Origin of the sequence: Bifidobacterium hapali (genome assembly GCF_002259755.1) — a bacterium.
Lineage (GTDB): Bacteria > Actinomycetota > Actinomycetes > Actinomycetales > Bifidobacteriaceae > Bifidobacterium > Bifidobacterium hapali.
Genome location: NZ_MWWY01000040.1, coordinates 1 through 15,849, shown reverse-complemented (window position 1 = coordinate 15,849; position 15,849 = coordinate 1). Strand labels below are relative to the sequence as shown.

10 protein-coding genes, 2 tRNA genes and 2 pseudogenes are annotated in these 15,849 nt (G+C 55.9%); 7 read left to right on the top strand and 7 right to left on the bottom strand.

Annotated elements, in window-relative coordinates:
* A pseudogene (locus BHAP_RS09625) lies at positions 1-568 on the top strand (integrase catalytic domain-containing protein); the annotation flags it as partial.
* 338 nt (positions 569-906) lie between these two features.
* Here BHAP_RS09625 and gdhA read toward each other — a convergent pair.
* Positions 907-2,253 carry an NADP-specific glutamate dehydrogenase gene (gdhA, locus tag BHAP_RS09620; protein ID WP_094730479.1) on the bottom strand — a complete coding sequence of 449 codons (1,347 nt, stop codon included), beginning with the start codon at positions 2,251-2,253 and terminating at the stop codon, positions 907-909.
* A 327-nt stretch (positions 2,254-2,580) separates the two neighbouring features.
* Between gdhA and BHAP_RS09615 the strand changes: the two genes are divergently transcribed.
* A complete protein-coding gene (locus BHAP_RS09615; protein WP_244569382.1) occupies positions 2,581-2,895 on the top strand; it encodes a hypothetical protein in 315 nt (104 codons plus the stop codon).
* A gap of 109 nt (positions 2,896-3,004) precedes the next feature.
* A pseudogene (locus tag BHAP_RS11930) lies at positions 3,005-3,334 on the top strand (MscL family protein); the annotation flags it as partial.
* Between the two features lie 315 nt (positions 3,335-3,649).
* Here the strand turns inward: BHAP_RS11930 and BHAP_RS09605 are convergent.
* Positions 3,650-4,612, bottom strand: coding sequence for an aldo/keto reductase (locus BHAP_RS09605; RefSeq protein ID WP_094730477.1), 963 nt, complete (start codon positions 4,610-4,612; stop codon positions 3,650-3,652).
* A gap of 935 nt (positions 4,613-5,547) precedes the next feature.
* Here BHAP_RS09605 and BHAP_RS09600 point away from each other — a divergent pair.
* The gene (locus BHAP_RS09600) at positions 5,548-6,714 is read left to right on the top strand and encodes an ATP-binding protein (protein WP_211279727.1); all 1,167 of its coding nucleotides are present in this window, start codon (positions 5,548-5,550) and stop codon (positions 6,712-6,714) included.
* Between the two features lie 289 nt (positions 6,715-7,003).
* On the opposite strand, the gene BHAP_RS09595 is transcribed toward BHAP_RS09600, so the two are convergent.
* Together BHAP_RS09595 and BHAP_RS09590 are read right to left on the bottom strand one after the other, a co-directional pair.
* A tRNA-Ala gene (locus BHAP_RS09595) sits at positions 7,004-7,076 on the bottom strand.
* Positions 7,077-7,129: 53 nt separating this feature from the next.
* Positions 7,130-7,203 (bottom strand) — tRNA-Ile (locus tag BHAP_RS09590).
* Between the two features lie 417 nt (positions 7,204-7,620).
* Here BHAP_RS09590 and BHAP_RS09585 point away from each other — a divergent pair.
* The 3 genes from BHAP_RS09585 to BHAP_RS09575 all read left to right on the top strand — a co-directional run bounded on the left by BHAP_RS09585 (position 7,621) and on the right by BHAP_RS09575 (position 12,399).
* Positions 7,621-9,978, top strand: coding sequence for a beta-N-acetylhexosaminidase (locus tag BHAP_RS09585; protein WP_094730476.1), 2,358 nt, complete (start codon positions 7,621-7,623; stop codon positions 9,976-9,978).
* Positions 9,979-10,166: 188 nt separating this feature from the next.
* Complete coding sequence (locus BHAP_RS09580; RefSeq protein WP_094730475.1) at positions 10,167-11,045, top strand: acyltransferase domain-containing protein; 879 nt, start codon at positions 10,167-10,169, stop codon at positions 11,043-11,045.
* A 670-nt stretch (positions 11,046-11,715) separates the two neighbouring features.
* On the top strand, positions 11,716-12,399 hold the full coding sequence (locus BHAP_RS09575) for a M48 family metallopeptidase (RefSeq protein ID WP_169713206.1): 684 nt from the start codon (positions 11,716-11,718) through the stop codon (positions 12,397-12,399).
* Between the two features lie 170 nt (positions 12,400-12,569).
* Here the strand turns inward: BHAP_RS09575 and BHAP_RS09570 are convergent, their stop codons facing one another.
* The 3 genes from BHAP_RS09570 to BHAP_RS09560 form a co-directional block, all read right to left on the bottom strand.
* On the bottom strand, positions 12,570-13,049 hold the full coding sequence (locus tag BHAP_RS09570; protein ID WP_094730473.1) for a Dps family protein: 480 nt from the start codon (positions 13,047-13,049) through the stop codon (positions 12,570-12,572).
* A 619-nt stretch (positions 13,050-13,668) separates the two neighbouring features.
* Positions 13,669-14,997 carry a hemolysin family protein gene (locus tag BHAP_RS09565; protein ID WP_094730472.1) on the bottom strand — a complete coding sequence of 443 codons (1,329 nt, stop codon included), beginning with the start codon at positions 14,995-14,997 and terminating at the stop codon, positions 13,669-13,671.
* 221 nt (positions 14,998-15,218) lie between these two features.
* Positions 15,219-15,849, bottom strand: a 631-nt coding sequence (locus BHAP_RS09560) for an IS3 family transposase (RefSeq protein WP_143248784.1), incomplete at its 5' end; no start/stop codon positions are given.

The window sequence follows — 15,849 nt, the reverse complement described above, 5'->3', positions numbered from 1 at the left end:
CCTGATCGCGTGGCTGCACGAGCGCGACATCGAGCAGACCAGAAGCCGCCCGTACAGGAAGAACGACCAGGCCACCGTCGAGTCCAGGAACAACCACGTCGTGCGCCGCCACGCGTTCTACTACCGGTACACCGCCGACGAGCTCGACCTGCTCAACGAGCTGTGGGAACTGGTGCGTGTCAAGGCCAACCTGTTCACCCCGTCCAAGAAACCCATCGCGCGCGAAAGCACACGGGACGGACGCCCCCGCCGCGTCTACGACAGGCCGCGCACACCATGGGAGCGGCTCAAGGAGTTCGACGACCAAGATAGGGCCGCGGGCGGCCCCGGCTTCATCCCCGACGACAAGCGCGAGGAGATCGAACGCACGCTCGCGACCGTGAACCCCGCCGAACTCGTCCGCCGCATCCACGACATCCAAGACCGGCTCGAGGACATGGCCGCCCCGCGCACCGCGCGGCTGGCCAGACGCTCGGGCCCGGACATGGCATACTTGAACAAGACGCTCGCCCGGATCGCGGGCGTCGAACCGGAAGACAACGAAACCCCACCAGCCGATAAGGACTAGGATTTCGCGCTCACCCTAAGTGAGGCACCACTCCGGATTACGCGCTCACTTTCAAATGAGGCACCTCGACACGAGCCATGCCCTTTCATCTCAAGCCCAAGCCAAAGTGCGCAAAATTTCGGGCCTTATCTCTTAATGTAATCGTAAATACATAAGGCGTGTAACGGGCGGTCATATGTATGCGTGTATGCAAAAACGGCTGTAACTGAGTCATGATGATGTGGTGTGTGCTCAGTTACGGCCGTTTGTGGTATGAAAAAAGGCCGTAACTGAGCACACATGGTGTGATGTTGCTCAGTTACGGCCTTTTGGATCGGCTTGGATCGGTTTGGATCGGCTTACAGCACGCCTTGCGCGACCATCGCGTTGGCAACCTTGACGAAGCCGGCCGCGTTCGCGCCGAGCATCAGATCGCCCTCGTGACCGTACTCCTTTGCCGCAGCCAGCGACTCGGCAACAATCGTCTCCATAATCGACTTGAGCTTGGCGTCAACCTCGTCGAACGTCCACGACAGACGATACGAATTCTGGCTCATCTCAAGACCAGAAACCGCCACACCGCCAGCGTTCGCAGCCTTGGCTGGGCCGTACAGCAGACCATTCTTCTGATACACGGCGATCGCTTCCGGCGTGGACGGCATGTTCGCACCCTCACACACCACCTTGCAGCCACCGGCGACCAATGCCTCGGCCGAAGCCTCGTTGATCTCGTTCTGCGTGGCGCACGGCAGTGCAATATCGCACGGCACACTCCACACACCCGAGCAACCTTCGTGATACTCGGCAGACGGCACGCGCTCGGCGTATTCCTTGATACGACCGCGCTCGACTTCCTTGATCTGCTTGACCACAGCCACGTCAATACCGTTCGGATCGTACACGTAACCGTTGGAATCAGACACAGTTACGACCTTCGCTCCCAGCTGCTCGGCCTTCTGCGCAGCGTAAATCGCAACGTTACCGGAACCGGAGATCACGACAGTCTTTCCTTCAAACGAATCGTTGCGCAACACGCGCAGCGCTTCGGCAGTGTAGTAGCACACGCCGTAACCGGTCGCTTCGGTGCGGGCGAGCGAGCCGCCAAACTCAAGTCCCTTGCCGGTGAGCACGCCGGAGTATTCGTCACGGATGCGCTTGTACTGGCCGAACAAGTAGCCGATTTCGCGGCCGCCCACGTTGATATCGCCGGCCGGAACGTCGGTGAACTGGCCGATGTGACGGCACAGTTCGGTCATGAATGCCTGGCAGAAACGCATAACTTCGGCATCGGACTTGCCTTTCGGATCGAAGTCGGAGCCGCCCTTGCCACCGCCCATCGGTAACGTGGTCAGCGAGTTCTTGAGAATCTGCTCGAAGCCGAGGAACTTGATCACGCCTTCGTTGACGGTCGGGTGGAAACGCAGACCGCCCTTGTACGGGCCGATCGCGGAGTTGAACTGGATGCGGTAACCGCGGTTGACCTGTACTTTACCGGCGTCGTCGGTCCACGCGACGCGGAATTTAACCACGCGCTCCGGCTCGACAATGCGCTCAAGCACTCCCGCCTTCTCATATTCGGGGTGCTTTTCGATTACGGGTTCGAGCGTTTCAAAAACCTCACGCACGGCTTGCAGGAACTCAGGCTGGTCGCCGTCGCGTCGCTCAACCTGCTCGTACACGCGCTGGATGTAATCGTTGGTGAACATGGATCTCCCTTGGTTCAGTCATCGGTAAGACGGCTTTATTGTATGGTTGTGTCGTCGCGTCGCACAAGAGTTTTCCCAAGATACGGCCTGTGTCTCAATAATTAACACGGTTTATATATGCTGAGAAAAGAATTGACGGAGTGTAAAATCGTGTGAGATTGCTTATTTTCAGCGGTTTTTGCGCTTTTTTGTCGGTAACTGTTAGGTAAAATTTATCTGGGGGGGGGTTATCTTGTAGTGTAATACAGGAAAGTTCGCGTAACCTTAGTGTGCAACGTAGTGTTAACTTGCGCAAGCAAGTCGTAGTAATGATGAATCGGGTGAACGGTGGTCAGCAAAAAAGTGGTGTTTGACGACGGTCAGATTGAGTATCTGACTGGATTGTCTGCTGTACGGTCGGCAACGACGAATCGAATCGAATATTCGGATGAATTCCAAAAAGATTGCATGGAACGGTATGGACGGGGTGAATCACCGGTCAAGATTTTCCGTGAAGCTGGGCTGGGTCCGGAGATTATCGGGTACAAGCGTATCGAGCGGTGCATTGCTCGGTGGAAGGCTGCGGCTGCACGCGCGGCTGAAGCGGCTAGTGAGTCGGCTGGTACTGAGTCGGCTGCTGCTGAGGTGGCTGCTGAGAACTGACGAGTTCAGTTGATCGTCAGCATTGGCTGACGATGTGATCGAGTATATCGTTATATCAAGCTTCCTTGCGCGCTGCGCCTGCTAGCGTAGTGCACAAGGAGGCTTTCGTATGATTGACGGATTTAAGAAATTTATTGCCCGCGGCAACATGATTGACATGGCGGTCGGTGTCGTGATGGGCAGTGCAGTGACGTCGGCGGTCAATGCGATCGTAAACAGCTTGATTAACCCGCTAATCGCGATGATTTTCGGCAAGCCGAACATGGACGGGCTGCTTGCGTTCACCTTTAACGGTGCCACAGTATCGATCGGCGCGGTATTTGGCGCAGTGCTCAACTTTTTCATCATCGCGGTGGCGGTGTATTTCTTTATTTTGGTGCCGATTAACAAGTTTCGTGATATGTCTGATGCGCTGCTGGTGAAAGCGAAGCTCAAGGCTGCGGCTGATGCTGCGGAGGCTGCCAGTAAAGAGGCAGTCGGCAAGGGAACGGCTGATGTTGCCAGTAAAGAAACGGTCGCGGCTGACTCAAGTTCGAGTACGGTTGACGACAAATCTACGCCGACTGCAGAAGAGCAGACGGTTGCGCTGCTTACTGAGATTCGCGACGAACTTGTCAAGCGGAGGACTTTGCCAAAGTCAGTTTGACAGGGCGAAACGAAGTGTGTGAGTATGTGATGTTTCACGTGGAACATCACACGTCATTGTGTGTTGCACGTTCCACGTGAAACATCGTCAGTAATACGTTGTTGATCGTTAGATAAGGCGATTGCCGGCTGCCTTGTACAGTGACCACCAATCGCGACGTTCAAGATCAACGTCAGCACCGGCCGCTATCTGACGAATACGATCAGGATTCATCGAACCGACCAGCGGCTGGAAGCCAGCCGGATGGCGCAATATCCACGCCATCGCGATGCCGTTCGGTGTCGAATCATACTTTGCAGCCAATCGATCCAGCTCGGCATTGATCTCCGGGAAATGCGGATTGCCAACGAACGGGCCGTATTCAGTGTCGGACTGGAACGGGCACCACGGCTGAATTGTCATATGCTTGAGGCGAGAATACGGCAGAATTTCGCCCGTGCGATCTGCGGCAGGATCATCCGCCACGTTGAAATGTATTTCCGCATCCAGCATTTGCGTATGCATCAAACCGAACTGCAGCTGGTTAATCTCCAGCTTCTGCTTCAGTCCGCTCTGCAGCAACTCAATCTGCCACGGTCCCATGTTGCTCACGCCAAAATGACGCACCTTGCCGCTCGACTCCAGCTTGTCGAACGCTTCAGCAACCTCATCCAACTCAAACAGCGTATCAATGCGATGCAGCAGCACAGTGTCAACGTAGTCAGTTTGGAGCGCCTCCAGCTCGGCGTCAAGCGAGTCAAGCAGGTGCTTGGTTGAGAAATCATAGCCGTACGCGGTGCCATGACCTTCCGCATCGTAATCATTGTCGATGCCGAACTTAGTCTGAATGAAAATTTCGCTACGATCGAGTCCAGCGAGCTTCCACGCCTGACCGAACCGCTCCGAGCTGGCGTGCAGTTTGTGTGCGTTAAATCCGTAAATATCGGCGGTGTCGAAATAGTTGATGCCAGCTTGAGTAGCAGCCGCGACTGTGCGTGTTGCTTCAGCGTTATCTAGCGCATCCATGCGCATTACGCCAAGCGCCACGCGCGACGCGATCATGCCCGACTGTCCGATTTCTTGTGTTTTCATAAGCCACCTCCGTGGGGTTATTACCACTCTCCTAGCTTACTGCCTCAACTTAACTTGAAGGCAAATTTGGTGATGATGGGGTGGGTGAAAAAGAAAGAAGCCCGGCGGTTGGGCCGGGCTTCGGGGGAAGAAAGGAGAAAGAAGAAGGTTGTTTAGTTATCGGGCCTTTCGGCCGTTGTTTATATATAACCATTCGTGTGTTGGTGTGTGGTCAGAGAATGCTGAACGTTTCGTGTGAATCAGAGGTTTTTAGACGTAGCGTTCTAACGAGTAATGGGCTGAGTAGCATCACAAGATCGGTATAAAAACCATTCCTAGCGGAGAAGAAGGTATGTGTGCTCTCAGTCGCGCAATCTTGGTTGGTAGTGTGACATATTGGCGGTAAGTTGCTTAATCTCCGCCGGAATGTCACGCTAATACGCCACTCAGAGTGCGGAGGCTCTTAGTGTATCCGCCGGAATGTCACATTTTGGGTCGGATTTGCGTGATATTTCGGCGGAGACCTGCTGTGTTACCGCCGCAATATCACGTTAAACACCCTAATTTTGTGATATTGCGGCGGAAGATGGGTTTACCTCCGCCGTAATATCACACTCAGCAACCGCGCATACCGGTCACGGGATGGAAAATCGAGTGTTTTTGCTATCGCGTGATTATGGTCATGGTCACGCGATGGATTGAAACGGGTCAATTCCATCGCGTGATCAAACCTCCATACGCGCCCCAATGTGCGTGGCAGAAAACGCTCGCTTAGACCAGTGTTAGTGAGAGAAAATCGCCACGCACTAATAGGAGTGGCTGAAAACGCTCGCTTAGAGCACTGTCAGTGAGAGAAAACCGCCAATAGAGATTATGCAATTCATATATTTGATATTATGTAAATCATACATTACGGTTTATGTAAATCATAAAGTTTAATATGTAGAGGGTACGCTATGTTTCCACGCGATTTGACGGATACGATGATACGCATGTCCCGACTATTTCCCGTGGTAACGGTGACAGGACCTAGGCAATCTGGCAAGTCCACACTCGTCCAACAGGCGTTTCCAAATTATCGGTATGTATCACTAGAAGATGAAGACACCCGTGCGCTAGCAGTAGACGACCCACGATCATTTCTCGAACGATACGATTCGCATGTGATCATTGACGAGGCACAGCGAGTTCCCTCTCTGTTCTCCTACATGCAGGGCATGGTTGATCGTCGAAACGAACCCGGGCAATATGTACTGTCTGGTTCGCAGAATTTCCTCTTGCTCAACAGTATTTCTCAATCCTTGGCAGGCCGCGTATCAGTGCTTCATTTGCTCCCACTGTCATATGCAGAGTTGGTCTCAGCAAATGTTGCTCCCACTTCCATGAGCGAATTTCTGCTGCGCGGCGGATACCCAAGGTTATATGCCATGAACATGCACCCTAGAGACTTTTTCCCAAGCTATATTGCTACTTATCTTGACAGGGATGTTCGTGCGGAATTGGGTGTCAAAAAGATCGCCGAATTTAACACGTTCTTGAGTTTGTGCGCTACGCGAGTCGGAGAAGTCCTCAACATGGCCAGCCTTGCCAACGACTGCGGTATCAGTGTGCAAACAGCAAACGACTGGATGTCTATTCTCGAAGCCAGTTTCGTTGTCTTCCGCCTCCACCCCTACCATCGCAACTACGGAAAACGACTCATCAAAGCGCCCAAACTATACTTCTACGACACTGGACTAGCGGCAAATCTCCTTGGAATCGACTCCGATGAGCAAATGTTCTCTAGCCAATATCGAGGCAATCTATACGAAAATGCAGTGATGATCGAAATCATCAAACGATATCAGGCGCTTGGACGCGAACCACGTTTATTCTACTGGCGTGACAGCAATAAAAAAGAAATTGACGCAATCCTCGAACAAGGCGGCAAACCACGATATGCAGTGGAAATCAAGTCCTCTGCCACATACAATCCGAAATCGTTTGAAATCCTAGAAGATCTTGCCCCGATGATGAATGTGTCCCCGGACGACCGTTTCGTAGTCTACGGCGGCAACGAAGCATTCTCCACCAAACACGGCCAAGTCATCGGTTTAGACGACCTCGGACGGCTCGTCGCATAGCGGATCACGTCCGTGGAGTTTGCTCTAGATTGCAGGTTTTTACAATGCCATGTTCGGTTTTTGGTTGTTGGAATATTCGGATTTGGCACTAATAGGAGTGGCAGAAAACGCTCACTGAGGGCACCGTCAGTGAGCGTTTTCTGCCACGCAGGAGAAGGCACACATGCTCGACTGAGGGTCGAACACGAAATAACTGCCAATAACCCAGAAAACGACCCTACCGACGACTCTATGGGATGCAAAAGAAAAACCCTGGAACCTTGCGATTCCGGGGTTTCTGTGTGAGAAGTGGAGCATGCCGGGTTCGAACCGGCGACCCTCTGCTTGCAAAGCAGATGCGCTACCAGCTGCGCCAATGCCCCATGTTAACTTGTAGGAAAAAAAGAGCGGCATGCAGCCGCTTCACTTTTCCGCGTGGGCCCGGGAGGACTTGAACCTCCGACCTCATCCTTATCAGGGATGCGCTCTAACCACCTGAGCTACGGGCCCGATCCGCACGCTTCAAAAGCGCACAATCGACTAGATTACCAGCATCAATCTATATGTCAAATCAAACCAGCAAATTGCTGCCTCTTCGGCGTGTCGCGGCAATCAACACAGTCTCGATAACGCCCTGTAAACCGCAGAATATCAAGGGTTTCGACTTTTTGTGAGTGACTTCGCAAGCGGTCGCGTATTCTTAACGCGTACTCAGTCGGTTTCGCTGGCAACGTTCTGGCAGTTGCAGGCAAGTCAGCCGCACTATCGCAATGGTCGTCAGGTAATAGGCGATGGGCGACGATAAACTGTGCATGCTAACAATAGCAACGCCAAATACGTTGCTGGCGTCAGTATCGGCGCGCGAAGACAGCGCAACCGAACAGGTGACATGATGCGGTGTCGCCGCAGCGGCAGGAAAGGAACGTTATGCAGTATTACGTGGAAGGCGACGCGCGCGAGTTTGAGCTGATTCCGCAGCCTCGCACGGTATCGATCGATCGTGACGCGCCGGCGGTCATGTTGCCGTACGTCGGTCGCATTGTTGAGAACGCGGGCGACGCGGATGCTACGAACGTATGGGCTGAGCAGATCGCCGACGATATCGAAGCGGCGACTGGACTTCGCTGGGATGTTGCGAAAGGTGATCGCTGGCAGTCGTTTATCACGTTGTCTATTGAACCGGCTGGCGTAACGGCATCGCCGGCTTGCGATGATATTGCTGCCGAAATCGTGCCAACGAACGAATACTCAGCTGATACGGGCACCATCAGTACTTTCAGTACGCACGCGACTGTCGCGAATCCAACCGAACCGCACGCATCCAACGACTCCTCCGCTCAGCAGCACAACGAACTCGCGTATCGCCTCACTATCGCGCCAACCGGCATCACGGTCACCGCAACCACAGCAGCCGGCTTGCGCGACGGCGTACAGACATTGCGTCAGATCATCCGTCAGTGCGTGCCCGCCCTGCCACAACTCACGATCGACGATCAGCCCACGTACGCAACTCGCGGCTACTATCTCGACGCCACGCGCGGCCGCGTTCCCACGCTCGACTGGCTTAAACGTTGGGCTGACAAGCTGTGCCTGTACAAATACAACCAGCTTCAGCTGTATATCGAGCACACGTTTGCGTTCGACAATATGAGCGAAACGTGGCGCGGTGCGAGTCCGCTCAAGCCTGCCGACATCATTGCGTTTGACGATTACTGCGACAAGCGCGGCATCGAATTGGTACCGTCTGTCTCAACATTCGGACATCACTACATGGCACTGCGCACGCACGAACTGCGTCATCTCGGCGAATTTCCCGAGCAAGCCGACCGCACGTACAGCTTCATTGAACGCATGGAACACCACACGCTCAACATCACCGAGCCAGACGCGCTCGCGCTGTCGTTCAAACTCATCGATGACTATCTTGAGCTGTTCCACACGCGCAAATTCAATATTTGCGGCGACGAAACCTTCGACCTCGGCAAGGGGCGGTCCAAGCCGGAAGCCGACCGTCGTGGCGTTGCGGCCATGTACGCCGATTATGTGACGCGACTGTGCCGTCACCTGTCTGAGCAGGGCCGCGAACCGCTGTTTTGGGGCGATATTGCGGTCGAAATGCCTGAAATTCTGGGGATGCTGCCGAAAGGCGTGATGCTGCTCAACTGGCTGTATACGCCGCAAATCACCGACGAAAAAGTGCGGCTTGTGGACGATTCGGGCGCGCAGCAGTACGTGTGTCCGGCCGTGTGGTGCTGGAATGCGCTGCTGCCGCGGATCGACTGGGCGTGGGAGAACATCGCACGGCTCGCTCGCTACGGCGCGCAGTACGGCGCGGCCGGATTCCTCGTGACCGACTGGGGCGACTTCGGGCATGTCAACGATCCGCGCATGGCGATTCCGGGGATGATTTACGGCGCGCAGTGCGCGTGGGACCCGGATTGGGCGGCGAGTGTGGCTGGCGGTTGTGGTTGTGGGGCTGCGGATGGCGCCGCTCGATCTGAGCGAGCGCACGTCGAACTGGACCGTCGTATTTCCATCGTTGAGTACGGCGACCGGACTAGCTCGTTCGTCGCCGCATTGCGCGACGCAAGCCATCAGGTGACGTTCGGATGGGATAATATTGTCCGCTATTTGGAACTCGACTTGGGTGACGGGTCACTGAACGAAGACGTGCGCAACACGATTTGGACCGACGAGACTGAGCACGCTGCGCGCATTCACGCGAGTACTACGTTGGACGAAGCGCGCGCGAACCTACTCGCATGGCTTGCCCCAGATATCGTGCGCTGGCGCGAAGCGAATGCTGCGTTGGATGCGGCGGCGGCTCGACTGGGCGTGGCGAGCGCTAACGCAGTACAGTACGAGGCGGCTGATTCGCGGGCGAATCGTTTGCAGCCGATACTGGTCGCGATCGAAGGGCAGCGGTTGTTCAATGAGCTGGGCGCGTGCTTGGCAGTGCGCGCGGAAGTGGTGAGTGCGGACGATGCGGGGCTGGCCGGGTTGGCTGCGTGCGGCTGTGGGAGCGGTGCGGGCGAATCGACACCGGGATCGGCAAATGCGCCAATTGGAACGTTGGACAACTCAACTTGTGCGTCGTCCGACCCAACTCGCGTGCCGTCCGACCCGACGCTTCCATCAAGCGACCCAGCGCAACGCGTGGCGCGCGATCTCGAACGCTGGTTTGAAACATACGCGGACGTCTGGCGCACGGTCAGCACCGAATCAGAACTGCGTCGCATCGCCAACGTCATCTGGCGCTGCGCTGATCTGTTGCGCGCGGCGTAACGGTTGCGGTCATCGACGATACGGTTGCGGTCATCGGCGACGGTTGCGAACGTTACGGCCTATGCGCGCATCAGCTCGCCGGCCGCAACGTTCGCATCTCGCCGTTTCGATCAGTTTCGCGCATGTCGGCCACGCTGCTGGTACAGTCGATCATGCAAATCCCACGGGAAGAGAGAGCAGTGATTGGGATGCAAGATCGCATTGACAGTGGCATTACTGTGTCGATAACGACGTTAACGGTTGCGCAAGTAGCGGAACGTATTGATCTGCAGGCCGAAGTGCGCGACGAGCTACAGCGCATCGACGAATCCGGCGAAACGCTGACAGACGAAGGCAAGGAGGCAGTGCGCGGACTCGCCGATCCGCAGCAGTGCTGCGAGTCATGGACGAGCCTCAAAACTGTGCTTGGCGATGATCCTGACGGCTGGCACATGCTGTATTGGATGCTGTTCGCGGCCGGCCAGTACACGTTCCCCGAGTACTGTCGCATTGGGATTCCAGACAACGTGTTCGATGCCACAATGGCTTGTTTTACGCGGTTTATTGGCGAGCATCGCGTCAGCTATGGTCGCTACGGATTTGATCGCGATTTTTGGACATACCGTCAATTGAGCGCGCGGCTGTTTCGCTTGGGCGAGTTGGAATTTGAGCTGGCTGAGGGTGACAACGTGCCGGCCGTTGCGGGAACGCCACGGGTTGTCAACATGCATATTCCGTCCGATGCGCGGATTGACCCCGACCATTGCGACCAGTCTATCGCGCGCTCGCGGTCGTTTTTTGCGCGATTTTTCCCTGACTGGGTCGGTCTGCCATATATGTGCGAATCGTGGCTACTCTCCCCCGCGCTTGAACAGTTACTGCCGGAGAACTCGCATATTCTAGGGTTTCAGCATCGATTCGCCATTCTTGAAACCAATCCGGATGCGTCGGATTGGCGCGAATGGGTGTTTCAGCGGAGCTCGGCACCTCTTGAGGATCTGCCTGAGCGCACGTCGTTGCAGCGCAATATGAAGCAATTCCTGCTGAGCGGCGGAAAGGTTGGCACGGGGACTGGGCGGTTGCGCTGAGACTGCTATTTGAGGTGGACGGCAGTGCTGTGGAATGTCGCGTGTCTGGCGTGGGTCGTCGGTAGCGTAGGTGCTCGTCGTCTCGCGCGCGGGCTTTTGTGATGTGTGGGGCCTTGTGATGGGGTTTGATGGGGGCTTTTTGTAATGTGAGAGGCAGATTTTGCTCCATGCTGGGGTCTTTTTGCAATCTGAGAGGCAGGTACTTGGTGATATACCTCGAGAACGGGGGTATATTATTGAGTAATATGCCGTGTTATCTCGTAGTGACTGCCTCTCAGATTGCAGAAAGATGTTTGCATGGTGCAAAATCTGCCTCTCAGATTGCAGAAGGAATTGCAGAAGGGAACATTGAGACTGTTCACGAAGTGGGTTTTAGGCTGTGAGATGTGAGGTTGATGGTTGCGGCGGGCGGCTGATTGGATAGTTTGGCGATCGGGAAGCTGATTTTTGCTGTGTTGGGGTCGGTTTGATGTTGAGAGGCAGCCTGCCGTTTCAGGCATTAATGCCCCGAACTTCGGGAATTTGGCTTTTATTCTAATGAAGGTAGCCTCTCAATCGGCAAACAGATCTCGGCAAATTGCATTATCTGCCTCTTGATCGCCAAACTGATGTCGTTTATAACGTTCGTGAAGCGCGAGACGCTGTCCGGGATGTTGCGACAATGGGTCATATGCCTGTTCGCCGTTCAACTGCTTTGCCGCGTGCATCCCGAAGCATAACCATTGTCATGACGATTGACGGACTGCCGGTTACGGTGACGCGTAAACCGATTAAAAACATGTATTTACGGGTTGCGCGCGGAACTGGCGAAGTGACAGTGTCTGCGCCGCTGCGGATGCGCGACGGGCAGATCGCCGAATTTGTGCGTTCGCGGCAGAATTGGATTGCGCAACAAATTGCTCGAGCGCAAACGCGCACGTTAGACGGCGGGTGCGATTCACACTGTGGTGACGGAGCTTCGGGCGTTGGCGGTGGCCAAGGCGAGGGGACCGAGGAGCCGCACTTTTTGGGTTGGACCGACGAACGAAAGCAGCAGGCTGCGCATATGATCAACGCCGCACTGCCCGGATTGCTGGCCAAGTGGGGGCCAGTTATTGGCAGGACGCCTACGCATATTAGTTTGCGGATTATGAGCTCACGATGGGGGTCGTGCACGCCAAAAACCGGTCGTATTCGCCTCAACCTGCAATTAGGACTGATGGACCCGAAATTCTTAGAATCGGTATTGGTTCATGAGATGACTCATTTGTGGAATACACGTGGACACGGTCCCGAATTCCAACAACGCATGGACATGTATCAGCCCAATTGGCGGCAACTCAAGCGTGAACTCAACCGCCAGCCAATACTGTGACGGCCGTAAGTCAGCATTAAGGACTGGATTGTGCTGAGTTACGGCCGTTTGAGACACGCAAAACGGCCGTAACTCAGCAGTAGGTACGAGATACTGCTCAGTTACGGCCGCGTTTGCTTGGTGTTGCTGCTTCATGGATCGGCAACACCAAGGCGTGGAATCTTACCTACTCACGCAAGGTGAGAGCGCATAAACCACTGGAACTTTTCGAGCTGCTGGACGTGATCCTGAATCACGTTGGAGCTGATCACATCGAGCTCATCCAACTCAGCGATAGCCTTACGATCGTCAGCGATGAACGCATCGTAGTACTCAATCAGTGCCTCAAGATACGCGGTAGTGCCAGCGCGACCCTCAACGTCGAACGGCTTCCACGTACGGTTGCGTACGATCGCGTCCGCACGGCCATCCGGAGTGCCGCCCAACGTGGCGATACGCTCAGCCGTTTCGTCAGCCTGAGCCAGCACAGACTCGACCTCCGGGTCAAGCATCTCGTGCACGGCAATAAAATTCGGGCCGGTCACATTCCAGTGCGCGTGCTTGAGCACGAGCGCGGCCTCTTGCTCTTGGCTGAGACGATTTTGCAGGATGGCGATGGCCTTTTCGGAAGTGGCCTCGTCGAGTCCGGGGACAACGAATGCAAGCGTCATGACTTGCTCCTTTCGGTTGTTGGCTTCTTGTGAAAGCTGGGTACCATCCACTCTACGTGCCAGCGCATCACGCCACGCGCGGCCGTTCGTTGGCAATATCACATAGTCCCTTGAGTATCGCTCGCCATCGATGCTTCTTTCGGGCTCCTGATTAAACTCCCAAACGACCGTAACTGAGCACTAACGTTTCGTTCCTGCTGAGTTACGGCCTCGAGAAGGCCAGAAAAAGGCCGTAAGTCAGCAGTAGGGATGAGATACTGCTGAGTTACGGTCTCGAATGGGTCCGCACAAGGCCGTAAGTCAGTAGTAGGGATGAGATACTGCTCAGTTACGGTCTCGAAAGGGTCCGCACAAGGCCGTAACTCAGCAGTGGGGACGAGTTCCTGCTCAGTTACGGTCTCGAATGGGTCCGCACAAGGCCGTAACTCAGTAGTAGGGATGAGATACTGCTCAGTTACGGTCTCGAAAGGGTCCGCACAAGGCCGTAACTCAGTAGTGGGGACGAGATACTGCTCAGTTACGGCCTTTTCAAGGCCCGGGCGCGACCGTAACTGAGCACTAACGTGTGGGGGTGCGGGGAGGGGGGTGCTTTGTCTGATGTCCTAGCGCGCGGGAGAGGTCACGCCGCGGCGGAATCGGTTGTGGCGGCCGGTGTGTCCGCCTTGCGCACTTCGATCGTTTCGATGCGTCGGCCGTCGACCTTGGTGATCACCATGTCATAGCCGTCGTCGGAGTGCAGTACTTCGCCGACCTCACCCATCTTGCCGGTCTTGGCAAGGAAATAGCCAGCCACGGTCTCATATGGACCATCCTCAAGCTCAATGCCAGTCAGATCGTCGAAATCCTCGATCGTCATGCCGCCGTCAACCGTCGCCACGCCGTTGACAAACGCGCTCTTGCCATCCGCTCCAGACTTGCCCGACTCCTCCGGCAGATCGTATTCGTCACGAATATCGCCCACCAACTCCTCAGTCATATCCTCAAGCGTGACGATACCGTCCGTGCCGCCGTACTCGTCAATCACCACAGCCAAGTGAATGCCACGCTTGCGCAGCAGCGACAAGCTCGGCAACAACTTCGACGTGCCCGGCAGCGAAATCCCCTCGCGCGTTACGTCGGCGACGGTTTTCGCGTTCGGATCGCGCACGTCAAGCAGATCGCGCACGTGAACGAAACCGATCACATCGTCGAAATCCTTGCCGGTGACCGGGTAACGCGAGTACGGCATCTCGCGCACGTACGCGGCCGCATCGGCGATCGACTGCGAGCCATCAAGGAAAACAACGTCCGCGCGCGGCCGCATGACCTCCGCGACGATCGTTTCGGACGCATCGAACACATCGTCGAGAATCATGCGCTCGTCCTTGCTCAGCGACGAGTTCGTGTTCACGAGTACGCGCAGCTCGTCGTCGCTCACCTCGGACTCGGTTTCGTTCGGATCGAAACCAAGCAGACGGACGATACCGTTCGTGTTCTTGCCGATCAGCCAGATGATCGGACGGCAGATCGTGGCGAAAATGTCGATTGCGGGCACGACGGCGCGCGCAATCTGTTCGGTGCGTTGCATGGCGATACGCTTCGGAACCATTTCCGAGATCACGATCGAGCAGTACGAGATGATGAGCGTGAGGGTGATCGTGGTCAGCGGTGCGGCGATATGCGCGGGCACACCCCAGCTTTCGACAATCGGGGTGATGTACGGGGAGATCGACGATTCACCGAACGATGCGGATAGAAAGCCGCACAGCGTTACGCCGATCTGCACGGTGGACAGGAACGTGTTGGGGTCGCGGGCGATCTTTGCCACGCGCGCGCCGCGAGCATCCTCCTGTTCCATTTGGTCGATCTGCGAACCGCGCAGGGAGACCAGCGCGAGCTCGGTTCCAGAGAACACGGAGCCGAGCAACAGAAACACGAAAATCAGCAGGATGTTCAAACCAAGTGACATGCCACTTACTTTAGGAGAGCGGGGCGTCAAGCGCGGGCGGTGGCGTGCTCTAGGGGCTGGCGCGGGGAGTGAGCGCAGTCGGCGATGTGCAGTGTTGGTCATGTGCGTGGCGGTTTTTGCTCGCTGACTGCATCGTAAGCGAGCAAAAACCGCCACGGGGGAGGTGACGTTTTGTTGGACTTCGTTGTTTGAATAGTCGTTCGCAACGATAGCACGCGCGTTCAGGCGACGAGCCCAAGTTCGATGCGTTTGTCCATGATGCTCATTCCGTATTCGGTCTTGATGCGCTTGTCCCTGTACCAGACCATGTACTCGTCCAACAACGTGATGAACTCGTCGATTGAGACACCTTGGAAGCCTCGCTTGTGGAAGAACTCCTGCTTGAGCCGGCCGAAGAACCCCTCGGCGGCCGCGTTGTCCGGACTGCAGCCCTTCGCGCTCATCGACCGAGTCAGGCCGTGCTCCTCGCAGATGCGGATCCATTCGTCCCACCGGTAGTGGCATCCCCGGTCCGAGTGGATAATCGGCGTCTCGCCGGGCCTGAGCGTGGCGCACGCGTCCCCGAGCATCCCGTTGACCAATGCGGCGTTGGGGCTCGTGCCGATCGTCCAGGCGACCGGCATACCGTCGTAGCAGTCGATGACCGGCGACAGGTACACCTTGCCCGCCGGGATCCTGAACTCGGTGATATCCGTGACCCACAGCTCGTTCGGGTTCGCGGCATGGAAGTCGCGGTTGACGAGGTTGGCGGGCGCGCCGCCGATCTCGCCCTTGTACGAGGAGTAGCGCTTCGCGCTCTTGAACACGGGCACGAGCCCGTGGGCCGTCATCAGGCGCATGACGCGTTTTGCG

Excerpts from the sequence above, each read along its gene's own strand:
- BHAP_RS09600 (WP_211279727.1), top strand. The coding sequence starts at position 5,548 with ATGTTTCCACGCGATTTGACGGATACGATGATACGCATGTCCCGACTA.
- gdhA (WP_094730479.1), bottom strand. The coding sequence starts at position 2,253 with ATGTTCACCAACGATTACATCCAGCGCGTGTACGAGCAGGTTGAGCGA.
- BHAP_RS09605 (WP_094730477.1), bottom strand. The coding sequence starts at position 4,612 with ATGAAAACACAAGAAATCGGACAGTCGGGCATGATCGCGTCGCGCGTG.
- BHAP_RS09585 (WP_094730476.1), top strand. The coding sequence starts at position 7,621 with ATGCAGTATTACGTGGAAGGCGACGCGCGCGAGTTTGAGCTGATTCCG.
- BHAP_RS09580 (WP_094730475.1), top strand. The coding sequence starts at position 10,167 with ATGCAAGATCGCATTGACAGTGGCATTACTGTGTCGATAACGACGTTA.
- BHAP_RS09565 (WP_094730472.1), bottom strand. The coding sequence starts at position 14,997 with ATGTCACTTGGTTTGAACATCCTGCTGATTTTCGTGTTTCTGTTGCTC.
- BHAP_RS09575 (WP_169713206.1), top strand. The coding sequence starts at position 11,716 with ATGCCTGTTCGCCGTTCAACTGCTTTGCCGCGTGCATCCCGAAGCATA.
- BHAP_RS09570 (WP_094730473.1), bottom strand. The coding sequence starts at position 13,049 with ATGACGCTTGCATTCGTTGTCCCCGGACTCGACGAGGCCACTTCCGAA.